We start from the raw sequence: 7,931 nt of genomic DNA, 5'->3' as shown, positions 1-7,931 counted from the left end.
GCGGGGTGCTGGCCGCTCTGGAGGCCGCCGAGCCGCGCGCCGTCCTCATCGAGGGGCCGCCGGAGGGCGACGCACTGGTGCCGCTCGCCGCCGACGCGGCGATGCGCCCACCGGTCGCCCTCCTCGCGCACGCGGTGGACGATCCGGGGCGTGCCGCGTTCTGGCCGCTCGCCGCGTTCTCGCCGGAGTGGGTCGCCCTGCGCTGGGCGGTGCTGCACGACGTGCCCGTGCGGTTCATCGACCTGCCGGCCGCGCACTCGCTGGCGTTCGCGGACGAGGACCGCCCGCCGGAGACCGAAGAGCCCGGGCCCGGCCCGTCGGAGGCAGAAGAGCCGGAGTCCGGCGTCGAGGCGGACGCGAACGACGGCGACGCGAACGACGGCGATGCGGAAGGCAGGGGCGAGGGGGCGCCCGCGGAGGACCTGCGGATCGATCCGATCGCGGTCCTCGCGCAGACCGCGGGGTACGACGACCCGGAGCGCTGGTGGGAGGACGCGGTCGAGCACCGGGGCCGTGAAGCGGACCCGTTCGCCCCGTTCGAGGCCGTGGCCGAGGCGATGACCGCGTTGCGCGAGCGCCACGGCGACGGCGGGCACCGCCGCGACCTCGTCCGCGAGGCCCATATGCGTGGCCGACTGCGCGCCGCCCGGAAGGAGTTCGGCGATTTCGCGGACGGCGGCGGAGTGGCCGTCGTCTGCGGGGCCTGGCATGTACCGGCGCTGCTGGAGAAGACGACGGCCACAGCCGACCGGGCGCTCCTGAGGGGACTGCCCAAGGTCAAGGCCGAGTTGACGTGGGTGCCGTGGACCCACCGGCGGCTCGCCCGGCACAGCGGCTACGGAGCGGGCATCGACTCGCCCGGCTGGTACGGGCACCTCTTCGAGGCCCCCGACCGCCCCGTCGAACGGTGGATGACGAAGGTCGCGGGGCTCCTGCGGGACGAGGACAGGACCGTCTCGTCCGCGCACGTCATCGAGGCGGTGCGGCTCGCCCGCGCGCTCGCCGCCATGCGCGGCAGGCCGCTCGCCGGCCTGACCGAGACGATCGACGCGGTCAGGGCCGTCATGTGCGAGGGCTCCGACGTGCCGCTCTCACTGATCACGGACCGGCTGATCGTGGGAGACGCCCTCGGCGAGGTCCCCGAGGCGGCCCCCGCCGTTCCGCTCCAGCGCGACCTGGCCCGGCAACAGCGCACCCTGCGCCTCAAGCCGGAGGCGCTGGAGCGCGAACTCGACCTCGATCTGCGCAAAGACACCGACAGCGCCCGCTCGACCCTGCTGCACCGGCTGCGTCTCCTGGACATCGGCTGGGGGGAGCCGACGGCAGGACGCGCCAACTCCGGGACGTTCCGGGAGGCGTGGCGGCTGCGCTGGGAGCCCGAGCTGTATGTGCGGGTGGCCGAGGCGGGCATCTGGGGCACGACGGTGCTCGCGGCGGCCACCGCGCGCGCCGAGTCGTGCGCCGTGTCCGCGACGGCGCTCACCGACATCACCGCCCTCGCCGAGCAGTGCCTGCTGGCCGCCCTGCCCGGCGCCCTGCCCGTCGTGATGCGGGCGCTCGCCGACCGCGCGGCGCTCGACGCGGACGTCGCCCACCTCGCCCAGGCGCTGCCCGCGCTCGCCCGCTCCCTGAGGTACGGCGATGTGCGCGGCACCGACACCGCGGCCCTCGGAGAGGTCGCGACCGCACTGGCGGAGCGCGTCTGCGTCGGCCTGCCGCCCGCGTGCGCGGGGCTCGACGCGGACGGCGCGGAGGCGATGCGCGGCCATGTCGACGCGGTGCACACCGCGATCGGCCTGCTGCCGCCGCCCGCCGACGGCGCCCCGGCCGGTGACCTGCGCGGACGCTGGGCGGAGGTACTGGCCAAACTCGCCGGGCGGGACACGGTGCCGGGCGTCATCCGGGGCCGCGCCGCCCGCCTCCTGCTGGACGAGGGCCGCCTCGCCGCCGACGACGCGGCCCGTCTGATGGGCCTCGCCCTGTCGCCCGGTACACCACCGCTGGACGCCGCCGCGTGGATCGAGGGCTTCGTCGGCGGCACATCGGGCGGCGGCATGCTCCTCGTACACGACGAGCGGCTGCTCGGCCTGGTCGACGGGTGGCTGACGGGCGTGCCGGCCGCGGCGTTCACGGACGTACTGCCGCTGCTGCGGCGTACGTTCTCGGCGTACGAGCCGGGGGTGCGCAGGACACTCGGCGAGCAGGTCCGCCGCGGTCCCTCGGCGGGCGCGCCCGCGCCCGAGGGCGCCGTCGTGCCCGGCTTCGGCCCGGCACCTGACGCGGCGCGTGCCGACGCGGTCGTCCCGCTGGTCGCCCTGCTGCTGGGCCGCCGGGCCGCGCGCATACCGGCATCTGCGACCGCGACCGCGCCCATATCCACGACGACGCCCACGACGACGCCCGCATCCGCGACCCGGCACCTCATGGAGTACCGATGACCGACAGCACAGCGGCCACAGAGGTCGCAGGGGCCATGACGTTTCGCGACGCCACGGCAGCCGGGCCCTCCTCGGCGGGGACGGCCGCCGGCGGGGAGGAGCGGCTGCGCAGGTGGCGGATGGTGCTCGGCGGGGACGCCGACGGCACCGGATGCGGGCTCAGCGGCACCGACGCCGCCATGGACAGTGCGCTCGCCGCCCTCTACGGGGGTGGAGGCGGCGGCGCACGCCCGACGCGGGGCGCCAGGACCGCGGGACTGGGTGCCTCCGCGCCCTCCGTCGCCCGCTGGCTCGGGGACATCCGTACGTACTTCCCGAGCTCCGTCGTGCAGGTCATGCAGCGCGACGCCATCGACCGGCTCGGCCTCTCCTCGCTGCTGCTGGAGCCGGAGATGCTGGAGGCCGTCGAGGCGGACGTGCACCTCGTCGGCACGCTGCTCTCCCTCAACAAGGCCATGCCGGAGACCACGAAGGAGACGGCGCTTGCGGTCGTGCGGAAGGTCGTCGAGGACATCGAGAAGCGCCTGGCGACCCGCACCCGTGCCACGCTCACCGGCGCCCTCGACCGCTCCGCGCGCATCAGCCGCCCGCGCCACCGCGACATCGACTGGGACCGCACCGTCCGGGCCAACCTCAAGCACTACCTGCCCGAGTTCGGCACCGTCGTGCCCGAGCGGCTCATCGGCTACGGCAGGGCAGGCCAGTCCGTGAAGAAGGAGGTCGTCCTCTGCATCGACCAGTCGGGCTCCATGGCCGCGTCGGTCGTGTACGCGTCCGTGTTCGGCGCGGTCCTCGCCTCGATGCGCTCCCTCGCCACGCGCCTCGTCGTCTTCGACACCGCGGTCGTCGACCTCACCGACCAGCTGGAGGACCCCGTCGACGTGCTGTTCGGCACCCAGCTCGGCGGCGGCACGGACATCAACCGCGCGCTCGCGTACTGCCAGTCCCGCATCACCCGCCCCGCGGACACCGTGGTCGTGCTCATCAGCGACCTGTACGAGGGAGGCATACGCGACGAGATGCTGAAGCGGGTCGCCGCGATGAAGGCGTCCGGCGTCCAGTTCGTCACGCTGCTCGCGCTGTCCGACGAGGGCGCCCCGGCCTACGACCGGGAGCACGCGGCGGCGCTCGCGGCCCTGGGCGCGCCCGCCTTCGCCTGCACGCCGGATCTCTTCCCCGAGGTGATGGCGGCGGCCATCGAGAAGCGGCCCCTGCCCCTGCCCGACGACGCCACCGTCCCCGCCGGGACGAGGTAGCCACCGTCCCCGCCGGGACGAGGTAGGTGTACGGGCGACGAGGGGAGTGGGGGCGGGGAGGTACGTACGTGTGACGACGCGGGTACGGGCGGGGAACGGCGCGTGTACGGACGGGCCCCAGGACGAAGCCGAAGTGGAAGCCCAGGACGAAGCCCAGGACGGGCCCAGGACGGGCCCAGGTCACCGCGGGCGGGGCCCGGCCCGTGCGGTCGGGCGCTCTGTGACAGGTATCACCGCTCATCTGTGACCCGTGATTTAGAGCGCGCCGGTCCACGGAGATAACCTGCCAGGCGGACATGCCGCGTTCCGGACCCCGTGTACGCCTCCCTCAGTGACAGCGCAGTCACGTTGCCCTTCGCGGCACGCCCACGCAGATCACTAGCAGATCATCGCAACCCGTGATCACAGGCTGCGGTTTCAAGCAGAGACAAGGGACGGACACGCGTGGACCTGTTCGAGTACCAGGCGAGGGACCTCTTCGCCAAGCACGGTGTACCGGTGCTGGCCGGTGAAGTCATCGAAACGCCTGAGGCGGCCCGCGACGTGACCGAGCGCCTTGGCGGCAAGGCCGTCGTCAAGGCCCAGGTCAAGGTCGGCGGCCGGGGCAAGGCCGGCGGCGTCAAGCTGGCCTCCGACCCGGCGGACGCGGTCGAGAAGGCCGGTCAGATTCTGGGCATGGACATCAAGGGCCACACGGTCCACAAGGTGATGCTGGCGCAGACCGCGGACATCGCCGAGGAGTACTACGTCTCCTTCCTGCTGGACCGCACCAACCGCACCTTCCTCGCCATGGCGTCCGTCCAGGGCGGTATGGAGATCGAGGTCGTGGCGGAGGAGCACCCCGAGGCCCTCGCCAAGATCCCCGTCGACGCCAACGAGGGCTGCACGCCCGAGAAGGCCCGCGAGATCGTCGAGGCCGCTAAGTTCCCGGCCGACGTCGCCGACCAGATCGCCGAGGCGCTGCAGAAGCTGTGGACCGTCTTCGTCAAGGAAGATGCCCTGCTGGTCGAGGTGAACCCGCTGGTCAAGTCCGGCGACGGCAAGATCATCGCGCTCGACGGCAAGGTCTCCCTCGACGAGAACGCGGACTTCCGCCAGCCCGAGCACGAGGCGCTCGAGGACAAGGCCGCCGCGAACCCGCTGGAGGCCGCCGCCAAGGCGAAGAACCTCAACTACGTGAAGCTCGACGGCCAGGTCGGCATCATCGGCAACGGCGCGGGCCTCGTCATGTCGACGCTCGACGTCGTCGCGTACGCCGGTGAGAAGCACGGCGGCGTGAAGCCGGCCAACTTCCTCGACATCGGCGGCGGCGCCTCCGCCCAGGTGATGGCGAACGGCCTGGAGATCATCCTCGGCGACCCGGACGTCAAGTCCGTCTTCGTCAACGTCTTCGGTGGCATCACCGCCTGCGACGAGGTCGCCAACGGCATCGTGCAGGCCCTGGAGCTGCTGAAGTCCAAGGGCGAGAACGTGTCGAAGCCGCTGGTCGTACGCCTCGACGGCAACAACGCGGAGCTGGGTCGCAAGATCCTGTCCGACGCGAACCACCCGCTCGTGCAGCGCGTGGACACCATGGACGGCGCGGCCGACAAGGCCGCCGAGCTGGCCGCGGCCAAGTAAGAAAAGGGCGAGGGAAAACCACACCATGGCTATCTTCCTGAACAAGGAAAGCAAGGTCATCGTCCAGGGCATGACCGGCTCCACGGGCATGAAGCACACCAGGCTCATGCTCGCCGACGGCACCAACATCGTCGGTGGCGTCAACCCGCGCAAGGCGGGCACGTCCGTGGACTTCGACGGGGCATCCGTCCCGGTCTTCGGCTCGGTCGCCGAGGCGATGGAGAAGACCGGCGCCGACGTCAGCGTCGTCTTCGTGCCGCCGGCCTTCGCGACGGCCGCCGTCGTCGAGGCGATCGACGCGGAGATCGGTCTCGCCGTCGTCATCACCGAGGGCATCGCCGTGCACGACTCGGCCGCCTTCTGGGCGTACGCGTCGAGCAAGGGCAACAAGACCCGCATCATCGGCCCCAACTGCCCCGGTCTGATCACGCCCGGCCAGTCCAACGCGGGCATCATCCCCGGCGACATCACCAAGCCGGGCCGGATCGGTCTCGTGTCGAAGTCCGGCACCCTGACCTACCAGATGATGTACGAGCTCCGTGACATCGGCTTCTCGTCGGCCGTCGGCATCGGTGGCGACCCGGTCATCGGCACCACGCACATCGACGCCCTCAAGGCGTTCGAGGCGGACCCCGAGACGGACCTCATCGTGATGATCGGCGAGATCGGCGGCGACGCCGAGGAGCGCGCGGCCGACTTCATCAAGGCCAACGTGACCAAGCCGGTCGTCGGCTACGTCGCGGGCTTCACCGCGCCCGAGGGCAAGACGATGGGCCACGCGGGCGCCATCGTGTCCGGCTCCTCCGGCACGGCCGCCGCGAAGAAGGAGGCCCTTGAGGCCGCAGGCGTCAAGGTCGGCAAGACGCCGACCGAGACCGCGGAGCTGGCCCGCGCGGTCCTCGCCGGCTGAACCACCGGACCTCACCGGGCACCGGCCCCGGCCCCGCCGCCGTGCGCGCGGGGACCGCGTGCGACGCGTGCCCGCCACGAGGCGGCGCCGTGGGCCCGCTCCCTTCCCGGGGGGCGGGCCCACACGCGTTTCCCAAGGGACCGCGCCGAGGTCAGTCCGGGCGGGGCAGCAGCCGTTCGGGGCCGTTCAGCGGGACGGCGTCGAGTGCCTTGTGCAGCTTGGTGTCCTGTGGCTTCAGCGGCCCGGGGCCGCCCGGCACGGGCACGCCCGTCACCCGCTCAGCCGGGGCCTCCGGCGGGTTGTACCGGCGTGGCGCGGTCAGGACGGTGAACACCGTCGCGCCCACGATGAGCACGGTGAGGACGATCGCCGCGCGTGTCCACTGCGCCGCCCGCCGCTCGCCGCCCAGGCGCACCGTGCGCGCGGGCGACGTCGGGGGCGCGGGCACCGAACGGACCAGGGCGTCGAGCCGCTCGTGCAGCAGGTCCGCGTCCGCGAGCTCGGGCAGCCGTGCGGAGACCGCCTCACGCGCGTGCAGGACCCGGTGCGCGGTCGCCGGTGTGCTGGCCTCCACCTCCGCCGCCGCGTCGGGCAGGTCGAGGCCGAGGCCGTCGTAGAGCAGCAGGGCCCTGCGGTAGGCGGGCGGCAGCGCCAGCACCGCCTGGCGCAGCGCGCGCCCGTCGGGTACGGGAACGGGCTCGGCGTCCGGCCCCAGCCGGGTGGGCCGCACGGCACGCGTCCCGCTCACGGCGCGGAACCTGTGCCACGGCGAGAGCGCGTACTCGTGCACCGCGGCGCGCATCCAGCCCGCCGGGTCGCGGTCCACGGCGATCTCCGGCCAGCGCATCCAGGCCTGCTGGAACGCCCGCTCGACCGACTCGCGCGCGAGCCGCCGATGCCCCGTCAGCAGGTACGCCTGGCGTACGAGGGAGGGCGAGGCGTACGCGTAGAGGGCGTCGAAGGCCTCCTCGGGCGTGCGGTAGGGGCACGGGGCGGCGGACCGGGGAGACGCCTTGGTGAGGATGACCAGCCGCCGCGGAGGAGCCCCGACGGGGTCGGGCAGCGCGCTGCGGGGCGCTTGGAGAGGGCCGGTCACCGCACCGTGAGGTGCTTGGCGGGGGCCGTCCACGGCGCTGCGCGGTGCTTCCACGGGGTCGGGCAGCGCACCGTGAGGTGCGACGGGCTCGTCGGCGGCGGTGTCACCGGCGGTCCGGGCGGGGCCACCGGTCGCGTCGGTCCCGGCACCGGCACGGGCGGCGTCGGCTCCGGCACCGGGCTCGGCAGCGGTCGTCTCCCCGGCCGCCGACGAGTCTCCCGATACCGCTTCCGACTCCGCTTCCGGCTCCGCTTCCGTTCCCGTGCGGGCCTCGGCGGCGGCTGCCGCTGCCGCCAACCGGACGGATTCCAGCTGAGCCGTCTGGCGTTCGACCGCCTGGCGTTCCCGTTCCGCGCGTTCCGCCGCCTCGCGAGCGGCCTCGGCCGCGTCCTCGGCGCTCTCGGCGGCGGCCACGTCCGTCGCGAAGACCGTGAGCAGCTTCACGTACATCTCGCCCTTGCGACCCCGGGGCTCCGAGCGGCCGGTCTCCCAGCCCTTCACCGTCGACTGGGTGACGCCCACCGTCGCCGCCAGCTGTTTCACGGTCATCGACATCGCCTCGCGCAGCCTGCGGCGCTCCTTCGGAGGGGGCGTCGGGGGAGCGGGGGCGT

The 7,931-nt window shown here is 73.4% G+C and carries 5 protein-coding genes; 4 read left to right on the top strand and 1 reads right to left on the bottom strand.

The genetic code is table 11. From position 1 onward, the window contains the following. Nucleotides 1-5 precede the first annotated feature (5 nt). The 4 genes from LCE31_RS32970 to sucD all read left to right on the top strand — a co-directional run bounded on the left by LCE31_RS32970 (nucleotide 6) and on the right by sucD (nucleotide 6,224). Nucleotides 6-2,438: a DUF5682 family protein gene (locus LCE31_RS32970; protein WP_225021012.1), complete on the top strand. Its 2,433-nt coding sequence runs from the start codon at nucleotides 6-8 to the stop codon at nucleotides 2,436-2,438. A gap of 35 nt (nucleotides 2,439-2,473) precedes the next feature. Further along, the gene (locus LCE31_RS32965; RefSeq protein ID WP_374118627.1) at nucleotides 2,474-3,694 is read left to right on the top strand and encodes a VWA domain-containing protein; all 1,221 of its coding nucleotides are present in this window, start codon (nucleotides 2,474-2,476) and stop codon (nucleotides 3,692-3,694) included. A gap of 444 nt (nucleotides 3,695-4,138) precedes the next feature. After that, nucleotides 4,139-5,314: an ADP-forming succinate--CoA ligase subunit beta gene (gene sucC, locus LCE31_RS32960; RefSeq protein ID WP_225021007.1), complete on the top strand. Its 1,176-nt coding sequence runs from the start codon at nucleotides 4,139-4,141 to the stop codon at nucleotides 5,312-5,314. 25 nt (nucleotides 5,315-5,339) lie between these two features. Beyond that, the gene (sucD, locus tag LCE31_RS32955) at nucleotides 5,340-6,224 is read left to right on the top strand and encodes a succinate--CoA ligase subunit alpha (RefSeq protein WP_225021005.1); all 885 of its coding nucleotides are present in this window, start codon (nucleotides 5,340-5,342) and stop codon (nucleotides 6,222-6,224) included. Between the two features lie 151 nt (nucleotides 6,225-6,375). Here sucD and LCE31_RS32950 read toward each other — a convergent pair. Continuing rightward, the coding region (locus LCE31_RS32950) for a helix-turn-helix domain-containing protein (protein ID WP_225021003.1) at nucleotides 6,376-7,931 on the bottom strand (1,556 nt) is incomplete at its 5' end.

It is taken from the genome of Streptomyces sp. 8L, from assembly GCF_020176795.1.
Lineage (GTDB): Bacteria > Actinomycetota > Actinomycetes > Streptomycetales > Streptomycetaceae > Streptomyces.
The sequence above is the reverse complement of the archived record's forward strand: the minus strand, read 5'-3'. Positions and strand labels throughout refer to the sequence as shown.